25 protein-coding genes are annotated in these 25,466 nt (G+C 64.2%); 14 read left to right on the top strand and 11 right to left on the bottom strand.

Annotated features, from left to right (window positions below):
* Positions 1-2 precede the first annotated feature (2 nt).
* Positions 3-932 (top strand): AEC family transporter, encoded by a 930-nt coding sequence (locus tag HCN50_RS24115; RefSeq protein ID WP_171712383.1) that lies wholly within the window; start codon positions 3-5, stop codon positions 930-932.
* Here the strand turns inward: HCN50_RS24115 and HCN50_RS24110 are convergent.
* The 3 genes from HCN50_RS24110 to HCN50_RS24100 form a co-directional block, all read right to left on the bottom strand.
* Positions 929-1,711 (bottom strand): CPBP family intramembrane glutamic endopeptidase, encoded by a 783-nt coding sequence (locus HCN50_RS24110; protein WP_171712382.1) that lies wholly within the window; start codon positions 1,709-1,711, stop codon positions 929-931. The genes HCN50_RS24115 and HCN50_RS24110 overlap by 4 nt on opposite strands.
* A 122-nt stretch (positions 1,712-1,833) precedes the next feature.
* A complete protein-coding gene (locus tag HCN50_RS24105) occupies positions 1,834-3,477 on the bottom strand; it encodes an acyl-CoA dehydrogenase family protein (RefSeq protein ID WP_171712381.1) in 1,644 nt (547 codons plus the stop codon).
* Positions 3,478-3,499: 22 nt separating this feature from the next.
* Positions 3,500-4,246 (bottom strand): M15 family metallopeptidase, encoded by a 747-nt coding sequence (locus tag HCN50_RS24100; RefSeq protein ID WP_171712380.1) that lies wholly within the window; start codon positions 4,244-4,246, stop codon positions 3,500-3,502.
* Positions 4,247-4,487: 241 nt separating this feature from the next.
* On the opposite strand from HCN50_RS24100, the gene HCN50_RS24095 reads away from it, so the two are divergent.
* From HCN50_RS24095 to plsY, 3 genes are read left to right on the top strand one after another with little or no spacing between them, the layout of a single operon-like run.
* Positions 4,488-5,441, top strand: a complete 954-nt coding sequence (locus HCN50_RS24095; protein ID WP_171712379.1) for an aspartate carbamoyltransferase catalytic subunit — start codon at positions 4,488-4,490, stop codon at positions 5,439-5,441.
* 3 nt (positions 5,442-5,444) lie between these two features.
* The gene (locus HCN50_RS24090; protein ID WP_171712378.1) at positions 5,445-6,746 is read left to right on the top strand and encodes a dihydroorotase; all 1,302 of its coding nucleotides are present in this window, start codon (positions 5,445-5,447) and stop codon (positions 6,744-6,746) included.
* Between the two features lie 47 nt (positions 6,747-6,793).
* Positions 6,794-7,384: a glycerol-3-phosphate 1-O-acyltransferase PlsY gene (gene plsY, locus HCN50_RS24085; protein WP_171712377.1), complete on the top strand. Its 591-nt coding sequence runs from the start codon at positions 6,794-6,796 to the stop codon at positions 7,382-7,384.
* 5 nt (positions 7,385-7,389) lie between these two features.
* On the opposite strand, the gene HCN50_RS24080 is transcribed toward plsY, so the two are convergent.
* A complete protein-coding gene (locus HCN50_RS24080; protein ID WP_171712376.1) occupies positions 7,390-8,634 on the bottom strand; it encodes an amidase in 1,245 nt (414 codons plus the stop codon).
* A 141-nt stretch (positions 8,635-8,775) separates the two neighbouring features.
* Here HCN50_RS24080 and dprA point away from each other — a divergent pair, with 141 nt between their 5' ends.
* On the top strand, positions 8,776-9,894 hold the full coding sequence (gene dprA, locus HCN50_RS24075; RefSeq protein ID WP_171712375.1) for a DNA-processing protein DprA: 1,119 nt from the start codon (positions 8,776-8,778) through the stop codon (positions 9,892-9,894).
* On the opposite strand, the gene HCN50_RS24070 is transcribed toward dprA, so the two are convergent.
* The gene (locus HCN50_RS24070) at positions 9,891-10,292 is read right to left on the bottom strand and encodes a winged helix-turn-helix transcriptional regulator (RefSeq protein WP_171712374.1); all 402 of its coding nucleotides are present in this window, start codon (positions 10,290-10,292) and stop codon (positions 9,891-9,893) included. The two genes, dprA and HCN50_RS24070, sit on opposite strands and share 4 nt — an antisense overlap.
* Positions 10,293-10,390: 98 nt before the next feature.
* Here HCN50_RS24070 and HCN50_RS24065 point away from each other — a divergent pair, with 98 nt between their 5' ends.
* Positions 10,391-10,999 (top strand): FMN-dependent NADH-azoreductase, encoded by a 609-nt coding sequence (locus HCN50_RS24065; RefSeq protein ID WP_171712373.1) that lies wholly within the window; start codon positions 10,391-10,393, stop codon positions 10,997-10,999.
* A gap of 69 nt (positions 11,000-11,068) precedes the next feature.
* On the opposite strand, the gene HCN50_RS24060 is transcribed toward HCN50_RS24065, so the two are convergent.
* Both HCN50_RS24060 and HCN50_RS24055 read right to left on the bottom strand, forming a co-directional pair.
* On the bottom strand, positions 11,069-11,209 hold the full coding sequence (locus tag HCN50_RS24060) for a hypothetical protein (protein WP_171712372.1): 141 nt from the start codon (positions 11,207-11,209) through the stop codon (positions 11,069-11,071).
* Positions 11,210-11,363: 154 nt separating this feature from the next.
* Positions 11,364-12,137, bottom strand: coding sequence for an SDR family oxidoreductase (locus HCN50_RS24055; RefSeq protein ID WP_171712371.1), 774 nt, complete (start codon positions 12,135-12,137; stop codon positions 11,364-11,366).
* A 110-nt stretch (positions 12,138-12,247) separates the two neighbouring features.
* On the opposite strand from HCN50_RS24055, the gene HCN50_RS24050 reads away from it, so the two are divergent.
* Positions 12,248-12,724 (top strand): winged helix-turn-helix transcriptional regulator, encoded by a 477-nt coding sequence (locus HCN50_RS24050; protein WP_171712370.1) that lies wholly within the window; start codon positions 12,248-12,250, stop codon positions 12,722-12,724.
* Positions 12,725-12,766: 42 nt separating this feature from the next.
* Here the strand turns inward: HCN50_RS24050 and HCN50_RS34825 are convergent, their stop codons facing one another.
* On the bottom strand, positions 12,767-12,910 hold the full coding sequence (locus HCN50_RS34825) for a hypothetical protein (RefSeq protein ID WP_171712369.1): 144 nt from the start codon (positions 12,908-12,910) through the stop codon (positions 12,767-12,769).
* A 335-nt stretch (positions 12,911-13,245) separates the two neighbouring features.
* Here HCN50_RS34825 and topA point away from each other — a divergent pair, with 335 nt between their 5' ends.
* The 6 genes from topA (at position 13,246) to rpmG (ending at position 21,447) form a co-directional block, all read left to right on the top strand.
* Positions 13,246-16,023 carry a type I DNA topoisomerase gene (gene topA / locus HCN50_RS24040; RefSeq protein ID WP_171712368.1) on the top strand — a complete coding sequence of 926 codons (2,778 nt, stop codon included), beginning with the start codon at positions 13,246-13,248 and terminating at the stop codon, positions 16,021-16,023.
* Positions 16,024-18,357, top strand: coding sequence for a ribonuclease R (gene rnr / locus HCN50_RS24035; RefSeq protein ID WP_171712367.1), 2,334 nt, complete (start codon positions 16,024-16,026; stop codon positions 18,355-18,357).
* A complete protein-coding gene (locus HCN50_RS24030; RefSeq protein WP_171712366.1) occupies positions 18,345-18,782 on the top strand; it encodes a DUF983 domain-containing protein in 438 nt (145 codons plus the stop codon). Before rnr ends, HCN50_RS24030 begins: the two co-directional genes overlap by 13 nt.
* A 40-nt stretch (positions 18,783-18,822) precedes the next feature.
* Positions 18,823-19,560, top strand: a complete 738-nt coding sequence (locus HCN50_RS24025) for an NUDIX hydrolase (RefSeq protein WP_171712365.1) — start codon at positions 18,823-18,825, stop codon at positions 19,558-19,560.
* A gap of 269 nt (positions 19,561-19,829) precedes the next feature.
* Positions 19,830-21,155, top strand: coding sequence for an LLM class flavin-dependent oxidoreductase (locus tag HCN50_RS24020; RefSeq protein ID WP_171712364.1), 1,326 nt, complete (start codon positions 19,830-19,832; stop codon positions 21,153-21,155).
* A 124-nt stretch (positions 21,156-21,279) separates the two neighbouring features.
* A complete protein-coding gene (gene rpmG / locus HCN50_RS24015; RefSeq protein ID WP_007603295.1) occupies positions 21,280-21,447 on the top strand; it encodes a 50S ribosomal protein L33 in 168 nt (55 codons plus the stop codon).
* Between the two features lie 197 nt (positions 21,448-21,644).
* Here rpmG and HCN50_RS24010 read toward each other — a convergent pair whose 3' ends face one another.
* Positions 21,645-22,877 carry an MFS transporter gene (locus HCN50_RS24010; RefSeq protein ID WP_171712363.1) on the bottom strand — a complete coding sequence of 411 codons (1,233 nt, stop codon included), beginning with the start codon at positions 22,875-22,877 and terminating at the stop codon, positions 21,645-21,647.
* A gap of 134 nt (positions 22,878-23,011) precedes the next feature.
* Between HCN50_RS24010 and HCN50_RS24005 the strand changes: the two genes are divergently transcribed.
* Complete coding sequence (locus tag HCN50_RS24005; RefSeq protein WP_376700315.1) at positions 23,012-23,641, top strand: TetR/AcrR family transcriptional regulator; 630 nt, start codon at positions 23,012-23,014, stop codon at positions 23,639-23,641.
* A 4-nt stretch (positions 23,642-23,645) separates the two neighbouring features.
* Here the strand turns inward: HCN50_RS24005 and HCN50_RS24000 are convergent, their stop codons facing one another.
* Both HCN50_RS24000 and HCN50_RS23995 read right to left on the bottom strand, forming a co-directional pair.
* Complete coding sequence (locus HCN50_RS24000) at positions 23,646-25,019, bottom strand: PleD family two-component system response regulator (RefSeq protein WP_171712362.1); 1,374 nt, start codon at positions 25,017-25,019, stop codon at positions 23,646-23,648.
* Between the two features lie 12 nt (positions 25,020-25,031).
* A complete protein-coding gene (locus HCN50_RS23995; RefSeq protein ID WP_027538546.1) occupies positions 25,032-25,397 on the bottom strand; it encodes a response regulator in 366 nt (121 codons plus the stop codon).
* Positions 25,398-25,466: the final 69 nt, after the last annotated feature.

The following is a 25,466-nucleotide window of genomic DNA, read 5'->3' as shown; positions in this document are numbered from 1 at the left end:
GCATGGCGGTCGTCATCGCGGCGCTGTTGCCGGTATTTTTGCTGATCGTGCTCGGCTTCATCCTGAAGCGCACGCTGATACAGCCGGAGACGCAGTGGCACGGGCTGGAACGGCTGACCTATTACGTGTTGCTCCCGGTCTTTCTGGTGCAGACGCTGGTCAAGGCCGACCTGAGCTCGGTGCCGGTGGCCGGCGTCGGCGGCGCGCTGCTGCTGTCGGCGCTCGCGATGTCGCTGCTGTGCCTTGCGCTGCGCCCCCTGCTCGCCCGCGCCGCCGTCGATGGTCCCGCCTTTACCTCGATCTTCCAGGGCGCGACGCGCTGGCAGACCTATGTGGCGCTCTCCGTCTCCGGCAGCCTGTTCGGCAACCTCGGGCTGGCGCTGGCATCCGTCGCGATGATCGCGATTGTCCCGCTGGTCAACGTCCTCAGCGTTGCGGTGCTTGCTCATTACGCCTCGCCGGAAAAGCGCTCGGCCGGTGCAATTGTCGTGACGGTGGTGCGCAATCCCCTGATCTGGGCCTGCGCGGTCGGGCTGGCGCTCAACGTCACCCACGTTCCGCTGCCCAAGCTCTGGTACGAGGTGGCGGATGCGCTCGGCCGCTCGTCGCTCGCCATCGGCCTGTTAGTGACCGGCGCCGGCCTGCATCTCGAAGGCCTGTTCAGGCCAAGCCTCGCCGCCAGCGTCGCGGTGTTCCTCAAGCTGGTGCTGATGCCGGCAATCGCAGTCGCGCTGGCGTTGCAGTTTGGAATAGCCGATTCCAATCTCGCCGTCGTGACGGTCTGTTCAGCGGTACCCACCGCATCAAGCACCTATGTGCTGGCGCGGCAGATGGGCGGCGATGCACCGCTGCTCGCCCAGATCATCACGCTGCAGACTATTTTGGCGGCAGTGACGATGCCGCTTGCGATTGCGCTTGCGGCTATGTGCTAGCTGGAGCCGGCCAGCCAGAAGGTTTGGATCGTCGCGGCCAGATTGTTGATGCCGTGCAGCACGATCGTCAGCCAGGTTGAGTTGGTGCGGTAGCGCAGATAGCCCAGCAGCAGGCCGATCGAAAACACTTCGCCGAAGAAGAACCAGTCATATTGCAGGTGCAGTGCGGTCCAGGCCAGCGACGACAGGAAGATGGCACCGGCGACGCCAAGCCGCGACTCCGACCAGCCGCGATAGAGAAACCCGCGTGCGAAAATCTCTTCCCACATGGGCGCTGCGACGGCAAACGCGATCACCAATAGCCACAGTGCGCCGTCGGCCTGGGCGGATTTCAGCACCTCGCCCATGAAGCCCGGCGTTACCTCGCGTCCGAGTGCACGCGACAGCAGGTCCCAGCCGCCGACCAGGATGGCCAGCGCCGCGAGACCCGTGAAGAAATTGCGCCAGGAGGTCCAGCGCAGCGCCAGGTAATCGGCAAACGGTATCCCTGTCGGACGGATCGCAATCCACGTCGCCAGCAGCACGGCGGGCACCCCCAGGATCACCGAGAGCGAGATGGTCAAACCGCCGCCGATGACACGGATCGCCGCGGCGATGTCGAATGAGCCGCCCTGCCGCAGCACAAAATAGCCGATGACCGTCACCTGGCCGAGGAACATCGCCGCGAAGATGAACAGGCCCCACAGCGCCGTGCCCCAGAATTTCCAGGCGCGTGGTGGCCGCTGATCGGGGATCGCGGGCGGGATGGCAGTGGGATTTGCGGTGGTGAGGGAGTCCATCAAATCAGCTTTCCCGGTGTGGTCATGGCCGGGCTTGTCCCGGGCATCCACGTCTTGATTTCACGCTGAGACAAAAGATGTGGATGGCCGGGACAAGCCCGGCCATGACGGATGATGCGAATTCACGGCAACGCCCGCTGCAGCAGGCCTTTTATGTCTTCCGTGGCCAGATCAACCGCGCCGTACATGCCGGCGTGGTTGCCGACAAGGCGCGTGGCTGCGAACAAATGCGCCTGGTGCGGCGACACGGCGCTGAGCGCGGCACCAGCCGCGAGCAGCGCCAGTTTTTCGACCGCCAGCCGCGCCACGCGCTCGCTGTCCGGGCGGTGGAACGCCTTGCCGATGAATGCGGTTGCTCCGCCCGCGCCGGATAATCCGAGCGTCTCGCCGGTCAGTTCGTGCACGATGCCGGACGCCGCTTCCGGCTCGCGCGACAGCGCGCGGAGCACGTCGAGACACATCACATTGCCGGAGCCCTCCCAGATCGCATTGACCGGCGCTTCCCGGTAATGCCGCGCCAGAATGCCCTCTTCCACGTAGCCATTGCCGCCAAGGCACTCCATCGCCTCATATAGAAAGCCGGGCGCGCTTTTGCAGACCCAGTATTTGATCGCAGGCGTCAGCAGCCGCATGTAGGCGGCTTCCTTGGCGTCAACGGCCGCGCGGTCGAACGAACGGCAGAGCCGCATCACCAGTGCGATCGTGGCCTCGACGTGCAGGGCCATGTCCGACAACACCGCCTGCATCAGGGGCTGATCGGCAAGATGCTTCTGAAACACGCTGCGATGCCGCGCGTGATGCAGCGCATGCGCCAGCCCCGATCGCATCAGGCCGGCGGACGCAATCGCGCAATCCTGCCGCGTCAACTGCACCATCTGGATGATGGTTCTGATACCCTTGCCCGCCGCGCCGACGCGCTCGGCATAGGCACCGTGAAACTCGACCTCGGAGGACGCATTGGAGCGATTGCCGAGCTTGTCCTTCAGCCGCTGGAAGTGGATCGCGTTAACCGAGCCGTCGGGGGCAAAGCGCGGCATCAGGAAGCAGCTCAGTCCCTCCTCTGCCTGGGCCAGAACGAGAAAGGCGTCGCACATCGGCGCCGACATGAACCATTTGTGTCCGGTGATGCGGTAGGCGCTGCCGTCGCGCTCCGCCCGCGTCATGTTGGTGCGCACGTCGGTGCCGCCCTGCTTCTCGGTCATGCCCATGCCGAGCGTCATGCCGCGCTTGGTCCACCACGGCGCAAACGCCGGATCGTAGGATCGCGTCCCGAGCACCGGCATCACCCTGGCCAGCAGTTCAGGCTGCTCCGCCAGCGCCGCGACGGAAGCCCGCGTCATGGTGATCGGGCAGAGATGCCCGGTCTCGACCTGTGCGGCCATGTAGAATTTCGCCGCGCGTATCACTTCCGACGCCCCGCCAGCCGGCTTGCCGTCAGCGGTCCACGTCGAATTGTGCACGCCGGCATGCGCAGAGCGCGCCATCAGCTCATGATAGGCCGGGTGAAACTCGACCTCGTCGCGGCGATTGCCTCTGGAATCGAAGGTGCGCAGTTTCGGCGTGTTCTCGTTGGCAACGCGGCCGCGCTCCGCCATCGCGGCCGAGCCCCAGTGCTTGCCGAACTCCGATAACTCGCCCGCGGCCGACGCGCCGCCATTGGCAGCGACCGCATCGACCAGCGGCCGGTCGGTCGCATACAGGTCGACATCCCAAAACGGCGGCGATTGATTGAAGACCTCGTGGGTCGCAAATGTTGCCTGGCTCATGGCTGGTCCTGGAACAGTTAAATCACTTCCGCGATGAAATCGGGAAATCATAGGCCTGCCCGCCCGCCCCCGGCAGCGAAAAGTGCCACCACTCCTTCGAATAGTTTACAAATCCTCGCCGCGCCATCGCCTGGACCAGCTTCTCCCGCCAGCGGCGCTGGGCTGGCGCGATGGATTTCGCAGCCGTGTGCGCCTTGACGTCGGAACAATCATAGCCGGTGCCCATGTCGACGCTGCCTTCCGGGGCGCGCAGGTTCACGTTTGCCGTGCAGTCGGCGTAGTCCTTGGTGGAATCGAAGGCGGCCGAATTGTCGACCTTCAGATCAACCAGCGTGAGATCGAGCGCAGCACCGGTCGAATGGCCGGAACGTTCGGCGATATACCCTAGGCGAAACAGGTCGGCTTTGCGGAACGAGGGATTGTAGCGCTTCTGCGCCGGCGTCTCGCGGCCATCGCGCGACCACGCCACCATGTCGGCCACCGCGCGCGCCGGACGGTAGCAATCGAACATCTTCAGCGACAGGTTCTGCGGCGCGAGTTCTTCCTGAACGCTTCTGAGGAGCCGGCCAACCTCGCGCTTCACCACGCATTCGGCGGCCTCATACCCCTTCAGCGGTCGTCCGACGAAATTGTTCGAACCGGCGTAACGGATATCCTGGATGATGGTCGGATCAATATCGCGCAAATAGACGAAACCGGCCGGCAGCTTCTGCGCCTGCGCGGCGACGCTCGTCAGGCAGCCTGCCGCGAATATCGCTGCGCGTGCCATCCGCCTTGCCGTCCCGCTGCCGACGATCACGCCAGCGCCCACATGATCCGAATGCACTGAATGAAATGCCCCATGTTTTCCCCCATGTACCGCGTGCCGATCCTGGTCATTCTAGTGGAATCCGCAGACGCGGAACACTGGGAGGCCCATTTACCCTGCCGCCGAAGCGCTAGTGGATAAGTCCGCACCTCGGATTTGAAGCTTGCCCTGGGTGGCATCTCTGCCTATAGCTCTGGCTTTAATGACCCCTATATCGAAATCGACCTTCGTCCTCGGGCACCGGCATCTGCTGGGAATCGAGGGGCTTTCCGCTGCCGACATTACCGGCCTGCTCGACCTTTCCGAGGAGTATGTCGAGCTCAACCGCCAGGTGGACAAAAAGCGCACTTCTCTGCGCGGTCGCACCCAGGTGAACCTGTTTTTCGAGGCTTCGACGCGAACGCAATCCTCGTTCGAACTGGCTGGAAAGCGGCTCGGGGCCGACGTCATGAACATGTCGGTGTCCTCGTCCTCGATCCGCAAGGGCGAGACGCTGATGGACACGGCAGTGACGCTCAACGCCATGCACCCGGATATCCTGGTGGTGCGGCACCATGCCTCCGGCGCGGTGGAACTTCTGGCGCGGAAGGTTGACGGTTCCGTGATCAATGCCGGCGACGGCGCGCACGAACATCCGACCCAGGCGCTGCTGGACGCACTGACCATCCGCCGGAATAAGGGCCGGCTGGAAGGCCTCGTCATCGCGATCTGCGGCGACGTGATGCACTCCCGCGTGGCGCGCTCCAATATTCTCCTGCTCAACACCATGGGCGCGCGCGTCCGCGTCGTCGCCCCCTCCACGCTGCTGCCGCGCGGCATCGAGCGGATGGGGGTGGAGGTCGCACGCGACATGCGCGAGGGCCTCAACGGCGCCGATATCGTGATGATGCTGCGGCTGCAGCGCGAGCGCATGAACGGCTCGTTCGTGCCGTCGTCGGGCGAGTACTTCCACTATTTCGGCCTCGACCAGAAGAAGCTGGCCTACGCCAAGCCGGATGCGCTGGTGATGCATCCGGGGCCGATGAATCGCGGCGTCGAAATCGACTCGATCGTTGCCGACGGCGCGCAATCGCTGATCCGTGAACAGGTGGAAATGGGAGTGGCAGTGCGGATGGCGGTACTTGAAGCGCTCGCCCGCAACCTGCCGAACGCATAAATCATGCTGACCGAACGCCGCCCGATCCTGCTCGCCAATGCCCGCGTCGTCGATCCCTCACGGGATTTCGACGGCCCCGGCGACGTCCTGATTGCCGACGGTCTGATCCGGGACAGTAGGCGCGGCATCGGCGCCGCCGGCGTGCCGGAAGGTACCGATATCATCAATTGCGCCGGCAAGATCGTCGCGCCTGGGCTGATCGACATGCGCGCCTTCGTCGGTGAGCCTGGCGCCAGCCATCGCGAAACCTTTGCTTCCGCCAGCCAGGCAGCGGCCGCCGGCGGCATCACCACCATCATCTGCCAGCCGGACACTTCGCCCGTCATCGACAATTCGGCAACCGTCGATTTCGTGCTGCGCCGCGCCCGCGACACCGCGATCGTCAACATCCACCCGATGGCAGCCCTGACCAAGGGTCTGGGCGGCGCGGAGATGACCGAGATCGGGCTGTTGAAGGCCGCCGGCGCGGTCGCCTTCACCGATGGCGACAAGAGCGTTACCAACGCCCAGGTGATGCGCCGGGCCTTGACCTATGCGCGGGATTTCGACGCGCTGATCGTGCACCACACCGAGGACCCCGATCTCGTCGGTGAGGGCGTGATGAACGAGGGCGAGTTCGCCGCCCGGCTCGGCCTCGTCGGCATTCCCAATGCCGCAGAGTGCATCATCCTCGAACGCGACATGCGGCTCGTGGCGCTGACCGGCGGCCGCTATCACGCGGCCTCGCTGTCGTCGATGGAGTCGCTGGAAATCCTCAAGCGCGCGCGCGACGCCGGCCTCGACGTCAGCGCCTCGGTGTCGATCAACCATGTCACGCTGAACGAAAACGACATCGGCCCCTACCGCACCTTCCTGAAGCTGTCGCCGCCGCTGCGTACCGAGGAGGACCGCCTTGCGCTGGTTGCGGCCATCGCCTCCGGCCTGGTCGACGTCGTGATGTCCGATCACAATCCGCAGGACGTCGAGGTCAAGCGGCTCCCGTTCGCAGAAGCGGCCTCCGGCGCGGTGGGGCTGCAAACCATGCTGCCGGCGGCGCTGCGCCTGATCCACAGTGGCGAGATGGACTTCAAGACGCTGATCCGGGCGATGTCGACCCGCCCGGCCGAGCTGCTCGGCCTGCCCGGCGGCTCGCTGCGCGCGGGTTCCCCGGCCGACGTGGTCGTCATCGATCCCGATACGCCCTGGATTCTCGATCCCGCCGACCTGAAATCGCAGTGCAAGAACACCCCGTTCGACGAAGCCCGCTTCTCGGGACGCGTTGTGCGTACTATCGTAGGCGGACGCACGGTCTATGAGCACGTCTAGCGCGTTTCGGCAAAAGCCGAAGGGCTGGCGCGGCGGGAGCAACGTTGATGTCTGATGCATTCCTCATCGCCGCTTTCCTGATCGGCTATCTGTTCGGTTCGATCCCGTTCGGCCTGCTGCTGACCAGACTGGCCGGCACGCAGGATCTGCGTTCGATCGGCTCCGGCAATATCGGCGCCACCAACGTGCTGCGGACCGGCCGCAAGGGCCTCGCCGCGGCAACGCTGATCGGCGACGCGCTCAAGGGCACGGTCGCCGTCATCATCGCGGGCTACTACGGCGGCGCCAATGCGGCGATGCTGGCCGCGCTCGGCGCCTTTCTCGGCCACCTCTTCCCGGTTTGGCTCAAGTTCAACGGCGGCAAGGGCGTCGCCACTTATATCGGCGTGCTGATCGGCCTGTTCTGGCCGGCGGCAATGATGTTCTGCCTGATCTGGTTGGCTACCGCCGTCACCACGCGCTATTCATCGCTCTCGGCGCTGGTCGCCGCTTTCGTCACACCGCTATTCCTGTGGTGGTTCGGCCACCCAGCGATGGCGTCTCTGTTCGTCGTGCTGACGCTGCTCCTGTTCTGGAAGCACAGCGAGAACATCAAGCGGCTGCAGGCAGGCACCGAGGGGCGCATCGGGGCGAAGTAGTCGCGTTAATCCGCCGTACTTAGCGCCTGCTCGACAAACCGCGCCGCCGCCAGCGCCTTCGCGTCGGCGCCATATCTTGCAATCACCTGCACGCCGACGGGCAGATTGCCTTCTGCGACAAAGGCCGGAACGTTCACGCAAGGCACGCCCATCAGCGTCCAGAGACGGTTGTAGCGGGCATCGCCGGTCGAGCCCAAGCCCTCGGGCGCCGCGCCGGGCGCCGACAAGGTCAGCAGCACGTCGACTTCGTTGAACACCTGTTCCAGTGCTTGTCTGGCGCGGTTAGCTGTTTCGATCGCCGCGTCATAGGCGGCAGGCGGTGTATCCCTGGTCTCGTCAAGTTTTGCCCGTAGCAATGGCGCCATCGCGTCGTAATGCTCGCGGTACTCCCAGGCGAGCGCGCGATGCGCCTCGAATTCCTGCACGACGGGTTGCGCGGACCACGCTTCGGCAACGATCTGAGGCAAGTCCAACGCGCGCACCGAGGCGCCGGCTTTATCCGCCGCCCTCGCCGCGATCCGCAGCGCCTGCTCGCCTGACGCTTCCGGCGCTCCGGCGAAATCCTGGGCCACGATGCCGAAGCGCGGCGTTTGAATCGTGGCTGGCAGACGCAATTCGGGCCGGCCGGTCATCGCGGATAGCCCGCGTGCCACATCGTCGACGCCGGCTGCGAACAGCCCGACCGTATCGAGCGTCCACGAATAGCATTTGACGCCGACCGTCAACAGCAGGCGGTAGGACGGCTTGATCGCGGCGACGCCGCAGAAGGATGCCGGCCGGATCACCGAACCGCCGGTCTGCGTTCCCAGCGCCAGCGGAATCATGCCGGCCGCCACTGCGGCCGCCGAACCTGATGACGATCCGCCGGGTGTATGGCCATGGTTATGCGGATTGAGCGTCGGCGTCGGGTCGATGGACGCGAAGGCCGTGGTCGTGGTCTTGCCGACGATGCTTGCGCCCGCCTGCTTCAGCATCATCACCACGGCAGCGTCGGCGCGTGGGCGAAATCCGCGGTAGATCGGCGAGCCCATCTCGGTCGGAAACTCCGCGGTATCCATGATGTCCTTGATGCCGACGGCAATGCCCCGCAACGGCCCGGCGTTCGCCGCGCGCAGATGATCGGCATGGCAGACGAAAGCGCCGATGGCTTCATCCTTCGCGCGGATCGCGTCCAGCGACCGCGCGACCGCGGCGTCAGCGGAAAGTTCACCGGTATCGATACGGCGCTGGAGTTCGGCGAGAGAGATCATGGGACGCTTTCTGCCATCGGCGGACGGGTTAACCGGATCAGCCGCATTGGATAAGGCCTTGATGGCCGGGTCAAGCCGGGCATGATGATCGAACTCGAAACAGGTTGATCGCAATCTCAGGTTGGGCAAAGCTGTGTTGGCATGCATGACCGTACATCCCAGACGCGCCACCTCACCGATGCCGAGCGGATCGACCGGCTGCGCCTGATCCGATCCGACAATGTCGGCCCGCGCACTTTCAATTCGCTCATCAGCCATTTCGGCAATGCGCGTGCGGCGCTCGAGCAACTGCCCGATCTGGCGCGGCGTGGCGGGGCGGCGCGTTCAGGGCGCATCTGCAGCGAAGCGGAAGCGCGGGCTGAGATCGCCGCGAGCGACAAGATCGGCGTCTCGCTGGTCGCGCCGGGCGAAGCCGGCTATCCGCCGCGGCTGGCGGCGCTCGACGATCCGCCGCCCCTGCTCGGTGTGCGCGGCAATCTCGAGACGCTGATCCGGCCGATGATCGCGATCGTCGGCTCGCGCAACGCCTCCGGCGCCGGGCTGAAATTCGCCGGAAAGCTAGCGCGCGATCTCGGCGACGCCGGCTTCGTCGTCATCTCGGGCTTGGCGCGCGGCATCGATCAGGCGGCGCATCGCGTCACGATCGACAGCGGCACGGTCGCGGTGCTGGCGGGCGGCCACGACCGGATCTATCCGCCCGAGCATGGCGATTTGCTCTCCGCCCTCCTCGAACAAGGCGGCGCGATATCGGAAATGCCGCTCGGCCACGTACCGCGCGCCCGCGATTTTCCACGCCGCAACCGCCTGATCTCGGGCGCGTCGCTCGGCGTTGTCGTGATCGAGGCTGCGCACCGCTCGGGCTCGCTGATCACGGCGCGGATGGCGGCCGAACAGGGCCGCGAAGTATTCGCCGTACCAGGCTCGCCGCTCGATCCGCGCGCCGCCGGCACCAACGATCTGATCAAGCAGGGCGCGGCGCTGGTCACTGATGCCAGCGACGTCATCAACGCCGTGCAGCCGATCATGGAGCGGCCGCTCGTGCTCGCGGCACGCGAAGGCAGTGACGAGCCGCTCGATTTCGACACCGATCCAGGCGAGCGCGAGCGCATCGTTGCGCTGCTGGGGCCGAGTCCGGTCAGCCTCGACGATCTGATCCGGATCTCGGGGCTCTCCGCCGCCCTCGTTCGCACGGTGCTGCTGGAGCTTGAGCTTGCCGGCCGGCTGGAGCGCCATGGCGGCGGACTGGTGTCGCTGATCTAATCTTTCTCGCTGCGCGCGTCGAACTTCATCCGTGCACGCTGGATCTCCGGCTGATGCTCAATGGCCCATTTACCGAGCGCCGCCACCGGCTTTGACAGGCCTCGCCCCAGATCCGTCAATTCATAGTCGACGCGCGGCGGAATGGTCGGAAATACCGTGCGTGTCACGAGACCATCCCGTTCCAGACCGCGCAGCGTCAGCGTCAGCATTCGCTGCGAGATGCCGCCGATCATGCGCTTGATCTCGTTGAAGCGCTTCGGCCCGTCGCCGAGCATCATGATCACGAACACGCTCCATTTGTCGCCGACCCGGGCCAGCACGGAGGCCGCGCCGCGGCAATCACTGTCGAGGTGCGGACCGGCTGGCAAGGCAGGCACTTTTTTGTGCTCGGGTCTCATGGGTGTGCTCGGGTGTAAAAAATGTGCGTTCTTGCGGGGTTTGCCATAGTCACTCATGTAGCGCCAGTTACAAACCTATACCGAAAGGCGGCCCCCTCATGAAGCTTTTGCATCTCGATTCCAGCGTGCTCGGCCCCCACTCCGTCAGCCGTCAGGTTTCCGCAGCCATCGTCGACCGCCTGCGCCAATCCACGCCCGGCCTCGAAATCAGCTATCGCGATCTCACCGCTGCGCCGCTCGCGCACCTTTCCGGCTTGCACCTCGCCGTCAGCCAGGGCGCAGCCCCGGAGGCCTCGCTGCGCGAGGACATCGCTGCCGGCCAGGCCGTGCTGGAAGAGTTTCTCGCCGCCGACATCATCGTAATCGGCGCGCCCATGTACAATTTCACCGTGCCAAGCCAGCTCAAGGCCTGGATCGACCGCATCCTGGTCGCCGGCAAAACGTTCAAATATGGCGCGCAAGGCGTCGAGGGGCTGGCCGGCAACAAGCGCGTCATCGTCGCGATCTCGCGCGGCGGCTATTACGGTCCGGACACGCCGGTCGCGCCCGGCGAGCATGTCGAGACCTATTTGCGCTGGGTGTTCGGCTTTATCGGCATCAGGAACCCGGAATTCATTTCCGCCGATGGCATTCAGGTCGGCCCCGAGCATCGCGAAAAGGCGCTGGCGGGCGCGCTGAAGGCGGCAGCCGATCTCCACGCGGCGTGAGTTGCGGCAACACCGGGTGCCGTCGACACGCTTGACGGCAGCCATTCGCAGGCGACGGAGAAGGCCAGGTCAGAAAATGCCGTGCATGCGGCAGAGGACGATGACGAGGGAAATCAAAAGACCGATGCCGGAGAACAGCGCAATTGAAACGAATTGCGAGGTGTCCGAATCCTGCAAGGCGGATGAAGAGGCGTCGATCCTCTTCGGCATCGCTGCTCTCCGGTTCTCTGGACAAGAATCCTGTCTCTGAATCTGTGACAATCAAGGCCGGGGTTCAATGCGCCTTCTGGCTCAGCGCCAATCCGTCGCAGGTGCCGGAGCAGGCCGGCAACCGCCGGCCGGCTTCGGATGGGGTAGACCTGCCCTAGCCGCGATAGATCGGCGCGCCGCTCGGAGAGGCGGTGGCGCCGCCGTCGACAAACAGCTCCTGGCCCTGCACATGCGCGGAATCATCAGAGGCGAGGAACAGCACAGTTTTCGCGATATGGTCGGGCTCACCGATGCGGCCGAGCGGCGTCGATAGCGCGATCCGCTTTTCAAAGGCCTTTTCCGCCTCCGGGGTTGCGATCGCCGCCCCCCAGATCGGAGTACGGATCGCACCGGGCGCCACCACATTGACGCGGATGCCCCGCGGCGACAATTCCGACGCCATGATCCGCGCCATCGCCCGCACGCCGGCTTTCGCCGCGCCATAGGCCGAATAGCCGGGAATGCCCAGTACGGAGATGACCGAGCCGTTGAGAATGATCGAGGCGTTGTCGTTGAGATGCGGCAGCGCGGATTGCACGGTGAAGAATACGCTAGTGAGGTTGGTGCTGATGACCTTCTCGAATGTTGCGATCTCGGCGGCGCCCAGCGGCGTGCCGCCGGCGATACCGGCATTGGCGAACAGGATGTCGTACTTGCCGAACTTTTCGGCCCCTTTCCCGATCGCCGCTGCGGTCGCCGCGATATCTGTCGCGTCAGCCGCGAGCGCGAGCGTATTCGGCCCCAACGCCTTCGCGGCAGCCTCGAGCGTCGCCTGATTTCGTCCGGTGATGACGACCTTGGCGCCTTCGGCCACGAACAGCCTTGCCGTCGCAAGCCCGATGCCGCTGTTGCCCCCTGTAATCAACGCCGTCTTGTTCGCCAGTCGCATGATCGTCTCCGATGGTTGCATGATTAAACTAGATTGCCTAGCTAGGCCATCTGGTTTAATATTGCAACCACACAAGGCCGTGATCGGCTTTCTATCCGACGGAGCCCAGCATGGTGAAACGGACCAGCTTCGAACGCGACGATTGCCCGATCGCGCGCTCGCTGGATGCGATCGGCGACTGGTGGTCGATACTGATTATCCGCGAGGCGTTCTTCGGTGTCAGCCGTTTCAGTGAATTCCAGAAGAAGCTTGGGTTGGCGAAAAATATCCTCACGGTGCGGCTGCGCGCGCTGGTCGATCAGGGCATTCTGAAGACCGCGCCTGCCTCCGACGGCAGCGCCTATCAGGAATATCTGCTGACGCCCAAGGGGCGCGGCGTGTTCCCGATCCTGGTCGCCTTGCGGCAATGGAGCGAGGAATTCGACGCGCACCCGGAAGAGATCGCCACGATCCTGGTCGACAAGGAAAAGGGACGCCCGGTTCGCAAGCTCGAACTCTATTCGCAAGACGGACGGCTACTAGGTGCGGGAGACACGACGTTGAAGCCGCGGCTGGCGGGCAAGCAGAGCAAGCGCGCATATTCCTGAGGTGACAGATCAAAGGGGTGCGCGCCACCAAACTCCAAGATCTCACGACAGCTTGTGCTTGCTCCGGGTGCGCATGCGCTCTTCCGCCTCGAGACGCGCCATGCCGAGCAGATGGCTGAGCACCTCAAGCCGGTGGCGTTCGGCCAGCTTGACCAGTTCGGCAACGGCCTCGGCGATGAAGGCCACGGCCTCCTCCGGGCCACCTTCTTCGCCTCGTTCACGATCTTCGGTTGGCGATTCCGGTTTCCTGCCTGAAGCTTTCCGCTTCCGGCCGCCCGCAGCTTTGCTCAACAAACTTGTATCCCAATGACACAAAGTATGGCCCAGAAATAACCCCTTTGGGGGCGCAACTCTAGGGCGTATTTCGCAACTCACTAGATATTAAGTGGGCTCAAAAAGTTCCCGCTCGGCATTTGCTGATTTGACAGGGGCGGTCGCACCACCCATGTTCGGGTCGAAACGGTGGGCCGCGAGTCTCGTGGAACCCGCCTTTATCTTTTCCCGTAAGCCCTTGGAATGACATGAATATCGTCATCGTGGAGTCGCCGGCGAAAGCCAAGACGATCAACAAGTATTTGGGCGCCTCCTACGAGGTTCTGGCCTCGTTCGGCCATGTCCGTGACCTCCCCGCCAAGAACGGTTCCGTCGACCCGGAGGCCAATTTCCAGATGATCTGGGAAGTCGATCCGAAGGCGGCCGGCCGACTCAACGATATCGCCAAGGCGCTGAAGGGTGCCAACCGACTGATTCTCGCAACCGACCCTGATCGCGAGGGCGAAGCGATCTCCTGGCATGTGCTGGAGGTGATGAAGGAGAAGCGCGCGCTGAAAGATCAGAAGATCGAGCGCGTGGTGTTCAACGCCATCACCAAGCAGGCGGTGACCGACGCGATGAAGGCCCCGCGCCAGATCGATGGTGCGCTGGTCGATGCTTATATGGCGCGCCGCGCACTGGACTATCTGGTCGGCTTCACGCTCTCGCCGGTGCTGTGGCGCAAACTGCCGGGCGCGCGCTCGGCCGGCCGCGTGCAGTCGGTCGCGCTGCGGCTGGTCTGCGACCGCGAACTCGAAATCGAAAAATTCGTGCCCCGCGAATACTGGTCGCTGGTGGCGACGCTGACGACGCCCCGCGGCGAAAGTTTTGAGGCCCGCCTCGTCGGCGCCGATGGCAAGAAGATCCAGCGCCTCGACATCGGGTCCGGCGCGGAAGCGGAAGATCTGAAGAAGGCGATTGAAGCGGCGAACTTCACGGTTTCGACCGTGGAAGCAAAGCCGGCGCGCCGCAATCCGCAGGCGCCCTTCACCACCTCGACGCTGCAGCAGGAAGCCAGCCGCAAGCTCGGCTTTGCGCCGGCGCACACCATGCGGATCGCACAGCGCCTCTATGAAGGTATCGACATCGGCGGCGAGACCACGGGTCTGATCACCTATATGCGAACCGACGGCGTGCAGATCGACGGCTCAGCGATCAACCAGGCGCGCAAGGTGATCGGCGAGGATTATGGCAACGCCTATGTGCCGGATGCGCCACGCCAGTACCAGACCAAGGCCAAGAATGCGCAGGAAGCGCACGAAGCGATCCGCCCGACCGACCTGTCGCGTCGCCCGTCCGACATGCGCCGCCGCCTCGATCCCGATCAGGCCAAGCTCTACGAACTGATCTGGATCCGCACCATTGCGAGCCAGATGGAGTCGGCCGAACTCGAACGCACCACCGTGGACATCACGGCGAAAGCCGGTTCTCGCGTGCTGGAGCTGCGTGCCTCGGGCCAGGTCATCAAGTTCGACGGTTTCCTCACCCTCTATCAAGAGGGCCGCGACGACGAGGAGGACGAGGATTCGCGCCGCCTCCCCGCCATGAGCGAAGGCGAAGCGTTGAAGCGGCAGGCGCTTGCCGTCACCCAGCATTTCACCGAACCGCCGCCGCGCTTCTCCGAGGCCTCGCTGGTCAAGCGAATGGAAGAGCTCGGCATCGGCCGTCCCTCGACCTACGCCTCGATCCTGCAGGTCCTGAAGGACCGCGGCTACGTCAAGCTGGAGAAGAAGCGACTGCATGGCGAGGACAAGGGCCGCGTTGTGGTCGCGTTCCTGGAAAACTTCTTCTCGCGTTACGTGGAGTATGATTTCACCGCGGCGCTGGAAGAGCAGCTCGACCGCATCTCCAACAACGAGATTTCCTGGCAGCAGGTGCTGCAGGATTTCTGGAAGGACTTCATCGCCGCGGTAAACGACATCAAGGATCTCCGCGTCGCCGAGGTGCTGGACGCGCTCGACGACATGCTGGGGCCGCACATCTACCCGCCCCGCGCCGATGGGGGCGATGTCCGGCAGTGCCCGACCTGCGGCACGGGCCGGCTCAATCTGAAGGCCGGCAAGTTCGGCGCCTTCGTCGGCTGCTCGAACTATCCGGAATGCCGCTACACCCGGCCGTTGGCTGCCGACAGCGAAGCCAGCGCCGATCGCGTGCTCGGGAAAGATCCCGAGACCGATCTGGACGTGACGGTGAAGGCCGGACGCTTCGGCCCCTACATCCAGCTCGGCGAGCAGAAGGACTATCCCGAAGGCGAGAAGCCCAAACGTGCCGGCATTCCGAAGAACATGTCGCCCGGCGATATGGAGTTGGACCTGGCATTGAAGCTGTTATCGCTGCCGCGCGAAATCGGAAAGCATCCGGAAACCGGCCAGCCGATCACCGCCGGCATCGGCCGCTTCGGCCCGTTCGTGCGTCACGAGAAGACCTATGCGAGCCTGGAAGCCGGCGATGAGGTGTTCGACATCGGGCTCAACCGCGCCGTGACGCTGATCGCCGAGAAGATCGCCAAGGGTCCGAGCGGCCGCCGCTTCGGCGCCGATCCCGGCAAGCCGCTCGGCGAACATCCGAGCCTTGGCGCCGTCGCGGTGAAGAACGGCCGCTATGGCGCCTACGTCACCGCCGGCGGCGTCAACGCCACGATCCCGAGCGACAAGACGCCTGATACCATCACGCTGGCCGAAGCCATCGCGCTGATCGACGAACGCGCCGCCAAGGGCGGCGGCAAGGCGAAGCGTCCCGCGAAGAAGGCTGCAACGAAGAAGGCCGCCAAGACGGCAGATAAGCCTGCTGGCAAGGCGGCCGATGCCGACGCGCCGAAGAAGCCTGCGAAAAAGGCCGCCGCGAAGAAGGCTGCGGCCAAACCGAAATCGGACGCCATCAGCAAGGCGCGTGCGCCGGTGTCGTCTGCTGCCAAGACGTCGGCGGCAAAGCCTGCCGCTCCATCCAAGACGCCCGCCAAGAAAAGCGCGGGCAAGGCCCGGGGATAAGTGAAGAGAAAACACGACCATGGTTTTCCGAGCCGGGACGCCATTGTTGCCTTTATCCGTGCCCAGCCCGGCAAGGTCGGCACCCGCGAAATCGCTCGCGAGTTCGGCCTTAAAAATGCCGACCGCGCCGAGCTGAAGCGCATCCTGCGCGAGCTCGCCGACGCGGGCACCATTGCCAAGCGCGGGCGGAAAATCCATGAGATAGCCGTCCTGCCGCCCACCGTGATTGCCGATATCACCGGCCGTGACACCGACGGCGAATTGCTCGCCGCGCCTACCGAGTGGGACACCGAGGAAAACGGTCCTGCGCCGAAAATCCGTATCCACGTCCCGCGCCGTCTGCAACCCGGTACCGCTGCAGGCGTCGGCGACCGGGCGCTGTTGCGGATCGAAAAGGCTGATGATGCCGAGGGCGCCCCCTATCGCGGCCGCATCATCAAGATCATCGATCAGGCCCGGACGCGCCTGCTCGGCATCTTCCGCCAATTGCCTGGTGGCGGCGGCCTGCTCGTTCCCGTCGACAAGAAGCAGGCCGGGCGCGAACTGAACATCGCGCCATCGGACACCGCCGGCGCCGAGGACGGCGATCTCGTCAGCGTCGATCTCATTCGCTCGCGCGGCTATGGCCTCGCCTCCGGCAAGGTGAAGGAACGTCTCGGCTCGCTAGCGAGCGAGAAGGCGATCAGCCTGATCGCGATCCACGCCCACGAAATCCCCCAGGCCTTTTCGCCATCCGCGTTGCGCGACGCCGAGGCGGCGCAGCCAGCGACGCTGAAGGGCCGCGAGGATTGGCGCGACCTGCCGCTCGTCACCATCGACCCGCCCGACGCCAAGGATCACGACGACGCGGTGCACGCCGCGCCCGATCCCGATCCGAACAACAAGGGTGGCTACATCGTCCATGTCGCAATCGCCGACGTCGCCTTCTATGTGCGGCCCGGCTCGGCGCTGGACCGTGACGCGCTGACGCGCGGCAACTCGGTCTACTTCCCCGATCGCGTGGTGCCGATGTTACCCGAGCGCATCTCCAACGATCTCTGCTCGCTGGTGCCGGGAGAAGCACGCGGCGCGCTCGCGGTGCGGCTCGTCATCGGCCCCGACGGCCGCAAACGCTCGCACAGCTTTCATCGCGTGCTGATGCGCTCGGCCGCGAAACTGCACTACGCGCAGGCGCAGGCCGCGATCGACGGGCGGCCCGACGATATCACCGGCCCGCTGCTCGAACCGATCCTGGAGCCGCTCTATGCAGCATATGCGCTGGTGAAGCTCGCGCGCGACGAACGCGACCCGCTCGACCTCGATCTGCCCGAGCGAAAAATCCTGCTCAAGCCCGACGGCACGGTTGATCGCGTCATCGTGCCGGAGCGTCTCGACGCGCACCGGCTGATCGAGGAATTCATGATCCTCGCCAACGTCGCTGCTGCCGAAATGCTTGAAAAGAAGGCGTTGCCGCTTATCTACCGGGTGCACGACGAGCCCACCCAAGAGAAGGTTCACAACCTTCAGGAATTCCTGAAGACCCTCGATCTGCCATTTGCGAAGACCGGCGCGTTGCGCCCTTCCTTGTTCAACCGCGTGCTCGGTCAGGTTCGCGGCGAGGACTACGAGCCGCTGGTGAACGAGGTGGTGCTGCGCTCGCAGGCGCAGGCGGAATATTCGGCGGAGAATTACGGCCATTTCGGCCTCAACCTGCGCCGCTACGCGCATTTCACGTCGCCGATCAGGCGATACGCCGATCTGATCGTCCACCGCGCGCTGATCCGCGCGCTTGGTCTCGGCGAAGGCGCGCTGCCGGAAACTGAGACGCTCGAGACGTTGAGCGAGGTCGCCGCGCAGATTTCCCTCACCGAGCGCCGCGCCATGAAGGCGGAGCGCGAGACCGCCGACCGGCTGATCGCGCATTTCCTCGCCGACCGTATCGGCGCGACATTTCAGGGGCGGATTTCCGGCGTGACCCGCGCCGGCCTGTTTGTGAAGTTATCAGATACCGGTGCCGACGGGATCATCCCGATCCGCACGCTCGGCACCGAGTATTTTAATTATGACGAGACGCGCCACGCGCTCGTCGGCTCACGCAGCGGTGCCATGCACCGGTTGGGTGACGTCGTCGACGTGCGTCTGGTAGAAGCTGCACCAGTGGCCGGCGCGTTGCGGTTCGAGTTGCTGTCGGAAGGTAAGGTCATTCCGCGCGGCAGAAAACGCGACGCCACGAAAGCGGTTTCGAAATCGCATCCGGGCCGCAGCCCGCGCGAGAAGGTTCGCAAGCCCCATAAGGGCAAGTCGGGCAAAGCCAAGCCCGGCAAATCGAAGAAAGGCAAGTCATGGAAACGGTGAACGCCGCGACGACATGGACCCGGGATACCGCGCCGGCCGAGAAGCGCGACCTCTGGAGTGCGATGAAGCGCGGCTTTTGCTGCCGTTGCCCGCGCTGCGGCGAGGGCAAGCTGTTTCGCGCCTTTCTGAAGACCGCCGATAATTGCGCGAAGTGCGGACTCGATTTCACGCCGCACCGCGCCGACGATCTGCCGGCCTATCTCGTCATCGTCATCGTTGGCCACATCGTGGTACCGGCGGCGCTGTGGATCGAGACCAATTACTCGCCCGCGGTGTGGCTGCAACTGGCGATGTACCTGCCGGTGACCTTCATTTCGTCGCTCGCGCTGCTGCAGCCGATCAAGGGCGCGGTGGTCGGCATCCAGTGGGCGCTGCGCATGCATGGCTTTGACGAAAATGCACCTGGCGACATTTCTTCGGTCTAGCTGGACCGGAGGCGATAAAAGCACCAAAAACGGGGATGGAATGAGCGACACTGCGACCGACGTAAAAGAGGAAAAGGAAGCCGATCACCATCCCTATTTCCGGCCCAAGGACGCAGCGACGCTGATCCTGATCGACCGCTCCGGCGACAAGCCGAAGGTGCTGGTCGGCAGGCGCCACGACAAGGTCGTGTTCATGCCAGGCAAGTATGTTTTCCCTGGCGGCCGCGTCGACAAGTCGGATAACCGCGTACCCGTCGCCGCGCCGATCTCGCCGGAGCTCGAGGCCAATCTTCTCAAGGGCAGTCCGAAAATCACGCCGTCGCGGGCGCGTGCGCTGGCTGTTGCCGCGATCCGCGAGGCCTGTGAGGAAACCGGCCTTTGCCTCGGATGCCAGGTCGACAAGCCGGTGAAGCTCGACGGCGCCTGGCAGCCGTTTGCGGAAGCAGGCCTGCTACCCGATCCCTCCGGCCTGTTTCTGATCGCGCGCGCGATCACCCCACCCGGCCGTGTCCGCCGTTTCGATACGCGCTTCTTCACCGCGGACGCCTCCGCCATCGCTCATCGCGTCGAAGGCGTCGTTCACGCCGATGCCGAACTGGTCGAGCTGGTATGGGTCGAGATCGGCTCGCAGCCGCTCGCCGACGCGCATGCCATGACCAAGAACGTGCTCGCCGAGCTCGACCGCCGCCTCGCCACCGGCCCCCTTCGCCATGATGCGCCGGTGCCGTTCTTCCATTTCTACGGCGGCAAGATGCAGAAGGACGTGCTGGGGGCGTGAGCCCCCGCTCTCTCCGCCGTCATTGCGAGCCACCCGGTCGGCGCGAAGCGCCGCCGGATGACAGGCTCCGCGAAGCAATCCATATCGCGGCATAGCGGATAGATGGATTGCTTCGTCGCTCACGCTCCTCGCAATGACGGTATCAGCGTCACAGCAAATTTCCTCTTTCAGTCCCTCAAATTGTAAAATTCTTCTCAGCGTTGCCTGATGGCAGTGCCCTAATCGCCTCCTATCTCTTCCCCAACAACAATAGCGACGGATACGGGGCGATGGCACAACGGCAACTCAAGCTCGGCGCGTTCATGCGGCCGATCTCCATCCATACCGGTGCGTGGCGCTATCCGAGTGCGTGGCCAGATGCCAACTTCAATTTCCCGCGCATCAGGCAATTGATCCGAAAGCTGGAGGCCGGAAAGTTCGACGCCTTCTTCATGGCCGATCATTTGGCCGTGCTGAACATGCCGATCAGTGCGCTCAAGCGCAGCCACACGGTTACGTCGTTCGAGCCGTTCACGCTGCTGTCGGCACTGGCCGGCGCCACCGAAAACATCGGCCTGATCGCGACGGGATCGACAACGTTCGACGAGCCCTATCACGTCGCCCGCCGCTTCGCCTCGCTGGACCACATCTCAGGCGGCCGCGCGGGCTGGAATATCGTCACCACCTCCAATCCGGATGCGGCGCTGAATTTCGGCCTCGACGATCACATGGAGCATGCCGAGCGCTACAAGCGGGCGCGCGAGTTCTACGACGTGGTCACCGGTCTGTGGGATTCCTTCGCCGACGACGCCTTCGTCCGCGATGTCGAGAGCGGGCTGTATTTCGATCCCGCCAAGATGCACGTGCTCAATCACAAGGGCAAATATCTCTCGGTGCGCGGGCCGCTCAACATCGCCCGTCCCATGCAGGGCTGGCCGGTGATCGTGCAAGCCGGCGCTTCCGAAGACGGCAAGCAGCTTGCGGCCGAGACCGCCGAGGCCGTGTTCACCGGCGGCGGCAGCCTTGCCGACGGGCAGAAGCTGTACGCCGATATCAAGGGCCGGATGGAGAAGATCGGCCGCAATCCCGAGCACCTGAAGATCCTACCCGGCGCCTTCGTCGTGGTAGGCGACAGCGTCGATGAAGCCAGGGAGAAGCGCGCCCTGCTCGACAGCAGGGTGCATTACGACAGCGCCATCGCCTCGCTCTCGGTGCAGCTCGGCACCGACGCCTCGGGCTTCGATCCCGACGGGCCGTTGCCGCCGATCCCCGAAACCAACGCCAGCAAGAGCGGTCGCCAGCGGCTGGTCGATCTCGCCGCGCGCGACAAGCTCACCGTGCGCCAGCTCGCGCAGCGCGTCGGCGGCTATGGCGGGTTGTCCTTTGTCGGCACGCCGCAAACCATCGCCGACCAGATGGAGGAGTGGCTGGTGAGCCGCGGCAGCGACGGTTTTAACATCATGTTCCCGTTCCTCCCCGCAGGGCTCGACGATTTCGTCGACAAGGTGGTGCCGGAACTGCAGAGGCGCGGGATTTTCCGGAAAGAGTATGAGGGCCGCACGCTGCGGGAGAATTTGGGGCTGCCAAGGCCGAAAAACCGGTTCTTTGAGGGTTAATCACCCCGATTCAGGCCGGTTTCTGCCCCGAAAACCTTGACTTTGGGCCATCAGAAGCTAGGTTGCGCGGCAACTGCAGGCCGGTTCGGCCCGCCCCGATACCCCCATTTTTGAGGTTCTGAACATGGCCAAAGCGGTCACCATCAAGGTCAAGCTCGTTTCCTCGGCGGATACCGGCTTCTACTACGTCGCCAAGAAGAATTCGCGCACCATGACCGACAAGCTGGTCAAGAAGAAGTACGACCCGGTCGCGCGCAAGCATGTCGAGTTTCGCGAAGCCAAGATCAAGTAAGCAAGCCGATCGCTTACGGTTTGAACGGGGTCCTTTCGGGCCCCGTTTTTGATTCATGCTTTCGTGTCCCGGACGCGGCGCAGCGCTTCGTCAGCGCCGCACCGCAGAGCCGGGACCCATTCCAAACACAGAACGATGGACCCCGGATTAGCAGCGCACCGCTACGCGCTGCGCAGCATCCGGGAAAACGGCACAGTCTACGCTGTCTGCATCTGCGGCGGCCCGCTCGGCCGGATCAGCGCGAACGCGACCTGGATGATGCCGCCCGCCAGACCCAGCGCGACGCCGATCCGCCACGCCATGGTGTAGGAGCCGAGCGCGTCGTAGAGCACCCCGCCGCCATACGCGCCGAGGAAGCTGCCGACCTGGTGGCTCATGAAGGCGAGCCCCTGGATCATTGCCTGCCATTTCAGGCCGAACATCTCCGCGACTGCGCCTGCGACCAGCGGGCCGACGCCCATCCAGAGGAAGCCCATGATCGCGCCGAACAGCAGCGTCGTCGCCGGCGTCGGCGGCAGCGTAAAATACCAGGCGAGCGCGATCGAGCGGAAGATGTAGATGCCGCCGAGCAGCGCCAGTTTATTCCAGCGCTGGCCGGCCCAGCCGAAGAAGATGCTGCCGAGCACATTGAAGCCGCCGATCATGCCGAGCGTCTGCGCGCTCAGCATCGGATCCATGCCGCAGATCGCCAGATAGGACGGCAGATGGGTGGTGAGAAAGACGAGTTGCATTCCGCAGACGAAATAGGCGCCGGTCATCACCACGAAGGAGGCATTGGAGAACGCCATCTTGGTTGCGACAGCGGCTGACGCGTCGTCGATCTCGTCATCGGCGGGTTTGGGCAGCGGGATCTTGTCCACCCTGCCCGCGTACCAGGCGGCCGGAATCATCAGGAGCGACAGCACGACGAAGCCCACAAGGCCAATCCGCCAGCCGTATCCTTCGTTCAGCACCTGCCCGATCGGCGCCGACAACAGTGCGCCGAGCGATCCCGCACCCGACACCAGGCCGAGCACGGTCGAGCGCACCGAAGCGGGCACCGCGCGGGCCGCGACCGACATCGCGATCGCCGCAGCAGTGCATGCCAGCGATATGCCGATCAGCACACCGCCGCCGATCATGACGCTGAGGAGACCGTTGGCGCCAGCCATCAAAGCAAGGCCGGCGACATAGAGCAGCGCGCCGGCCACCATCACAGTGCGAAAACCGTAGCGCACCGTCAACGCACCGGCGAGCGGCTGCAAAAATCCCCAGGCGAGGTTTTGCACGGCGAGCGCCAACGTAAAATCGGAAACGGAAATCTGGATCTCCTGCGTCAGCGGCTGCATGAAAAGGCCGAGCGATTGCCGCAGCCCCATGCTGAGGGTGAGCATGATCGACGCGCCAATCAGGATCGGTAGTGTGGGACGCAGGATTTGCAGCAGGGCCATTGTTTTTGTTCTCCAGATCGGCCGCGATACGAAAGCCGCGTCCTGCAATTGACACCTGAAATAGGTACACAGACCTGTGTAACTAGGCTATAAGGGAGCGGTGCTGTCAAGCAAACGGTGACCCACGCATTCGCATGGCTACCCTGCCCGCCAAAACGGCGATGAAGGACCGGATTCTGCAAACCGCGGATAGGCTGTTCTATCTGCAGGGAATTCGCGCCGTCGGTGTCGACACCATCGCGGCCGAAATCGGCATCAGCAAGCGCACGCTCTACAATCATTTTCCGTCCAAGGACGCACTGATTTCGGCTTACCTCGCGCGCCGCTTCGTGGCGCCGCGCGCTTCCGACAAATCTCCGCTCGAGCAGATTCTCGGCACGTTCGATTCGCTGGAGCGGCGCTTCTCGGCAAAAGACTTTCGCGGCTGCCCCTTCGTCAATGCAGTAGCCGAACTCGGTGAAGACCGCTCGGTCCGAAAGGTTGCGGTCGCATTCAAGGAAAGCCGCCGCCTGTGGTTTCGCGACCTGCTGCTGCAGCTCGGCGTCAAGGATGCGGAAGCGCTGGCTACGCAGCTTGCGTTGCTCGTCGACGGCTCGATCGCGCAGGATCTCGTCCGCAACGACCCTGCGATGGCGCGCGCGGCCAAGGAAGCGGCCACCGTGCTGCTCAGGAATGCGGGAGTGAAAGTCGGCAGGGCCGCAGCCGCGAACAAGCGCGCGGCGAAAAAACGGCAGCGGTATGGGTCCCTGCGTTCGCAGGGATAACAGCTCACGCCGCGTCCGCCACCACCCTGTTGCGGCCATCGTGCTTGGCGCGATAGAGCGCGGTGTCGGCGCGTTTGAGCACGTCGGCGACCGGTTCATCCTCGCGGTCCAGCGTGGCGAGGCCGATCGATATCGTGACGTCGATCCGCTTGGTACCCTTGTTGACGGCAAAGGTTTCGCTGGCGATCGAGCGGCGGAGGCGCTCGGCGACCATGCCGGCGACCTCGATATCGGTTTCCGGCATCACGATCACGAATTCCTCGCCGCCATAGCGGCAGGCGAGATCGATGCCGCGGATCGACTTGCGGATGCGCACGGCGAATTCGCGCAGCACGTCGTCGCCCGCGTCATGGCCGTAGGTATCGTTGATGGATTTGAAATAGTCGATGTCGAGGATCATCAGCGCCAGCGGCTTGGCGCGGCTCGAGGCCTGCTCGGCGAGTGTCGCCAGATGGCTTTCCATGTAGCGGCGATTATGCAGCCCGGTCAGCGCGTCGGTGATCGCCATTTCGATCGAGTTCTGCACATTGTCGCGCAGATGGTCGGTGTAGCGCCGCTTGCGGATCTGGGTGCGCGCCCGCGCCAGCAGTTCGTTCTTGTCGACCGGGCGCAGGAGATAGTCGTTGACGCCAATCTCCAGTCCGCGCAGCAGCCGCGCATTGTTGTCGGCATCCGAGATCGCGAGGATCGGCAGTTGGCGGGTGCGCTCCAGCGAGCGCGCCTGGCTGCACAGCCGCAGGCCGTCGTAATTTTCCAGGCTGAGCGAGACGATCAGCAGATCGTAATTGCCGTCGGCGGCATGAAACAAGGCTTCCGCTGGATTGATCTCGACGTCCACGGTGTGCTCGGCGGCTAGGACCGGCGCCAGCCGCTCGTAGGATGACGGCCGGTCGTCGACCAGCAGGATTCGTCCGCCGACGCCCTTGTCGGCGATCGCGCTGCGCTCGGGCGCCTCCATGCCGATCTCAAGCGAGGTGATCGCACGCATGCGCAGCTCGTCGGTCATCATCTTCAGCCGCGTCAGCGAGCGAACGCGTGCGATCAGTACGACGTCGGACACCGGCTTGGTGAGAAAATCATCGGCACCGGCTTCCAGCCCGCGAACGCGATCGGCCGGGCTATCCAGCGCGGTGACGATTACGACAGGAATGAAGTGGGTGGCCGGGTTGGATTTCAGCCGGCGGCAGACCTCGAATCCGTCCATGTCGGGCATCATAACGTCGAGCAGGATGATGTCGCATTCCGAGCGCGAACAGATATCGAGCGCCTCGGCGCCATTGGAAGCCGTCAGCACGTCGAAATATTCGGCCGATAAGCGGGCTTCCAGCAGCTTCACGTTCGCTGGAACGTCATCGACGACAAGGATACGCGCAGACATTAAAACTCACTCCTACCCGATAAAACGCCGCACCGTTTCAATGAACTTGCCGACGGAAATTGGCTTGGACAAATATGCCTCGCAGCCGCCCTCGCGGATGCGCTCTTCATCGCCTTTCATCGCAAAGGCGGTGACGGCGACCACCGGAATAGCGCGCAGCTCCGGATCGTCCTTGATCCAGCGCGTCACTTCCAGGCCCGACACCTGGGGAAGCTGGATATCCATCAGGATCAGATCGGGGCGCAGCTTGCGCACGAGATCGAGCGCCTCGAAACCGTTGCTGGTCCCCGAGGTCTGATAGCCATGCGCTTCCAACAGGTCGCGAAAGAGCTTCATGTTGAGCTCGTTGTCCTCCACGATCAGGACGGTTTTTGCCATCCCGTCCCTCCCCTTATCTTCAGGAAACAAGTCAGGCCTTTCAGCACTTCAACATCGCAGCCGGGCTTG

The sequence above is a fragment of the Bradyrhizobium archetypum genome (genome assembly GCF_013114835.1).
Taxonomy (GTDB): Bacteria; Pseudomonadota; Alphaproteobacteria; order Rhizobiales; family Xanthobacteraceae; genus Bradyrhizobium; species Bradyrhizobium archetypum.
The sequence above is the reverse complement of the archived record's forward strand: the minus strand, read 5'-3'. Positions and strand labels throughout refer to the sequence as shown.